Origin of the sequence: Streptomyces nanhaiensis, assembly GCF_046614825.1 — a bacterium.
Taxonomy (GTDB): Bacteria; Actinomycetota; Actinomycetes; order Streptomycetales; family Streptomycetaceae; genus Streptomyces; species Streptomyces radiopugnans.
In genome coordinates this window covers 1-438 of the sequence record NZ_JBKJFM010000410.1, presented here as the reverse complement: position 1 = coordinate 438, position 438 = coordinate 1, and the positions used below count along the sequence as shown (strand labels likewise).

1 pseudogene is annotated in these 438 nt (G+C 74.2%); it reads left to right on the top strand.

What is annotated here, in order from left to right:
- Window positions 1–438, top strand: a pseudogene (locus ACLIYP_RS30855) (hypothetical protein); the annotation flags it as partial.

Sequence of the window (438 nt, the reverse complement as noted above, 5' to 3'; positions counted from 1 at the left end):
GGCGGGGGTGACCACCGAGCTGGGGCAGTCGGTCGGTGCGAAGATCTGCCGGGTCGTGGGCGGGCAGTGCGGCTCCGCCGGTGGCGGGAACGGTGGGGAGGGCGGGCAGCAGCCCGTCGCCGACGGCCCCGGCGACCGAGACCCGGCCGGGGACCCCACCGGCGGCCCCGGCGGGGACGACGGCTCCTCCGGTGACGATCCCGACGCGGACCAGGCCGCCGCGGACGAGCCCTACTCCGAGGGCGAACTGCCCGACTCCCCCGAGGACAAGGAGTACCAGGAGGCCCTGAAGCAGGTCCAGGACCTCGAGGAGGCGCTTGAGGGGGACGAGGAGAAGGCGAAGGAGGCGGCGAAGGAGCTGGCGAAGATCCTGGCCGAGGAGCTGGGGATCACCGATGCGCTGGACTGCATCACCGAGGGGGACGGTGCGGCGTGCAC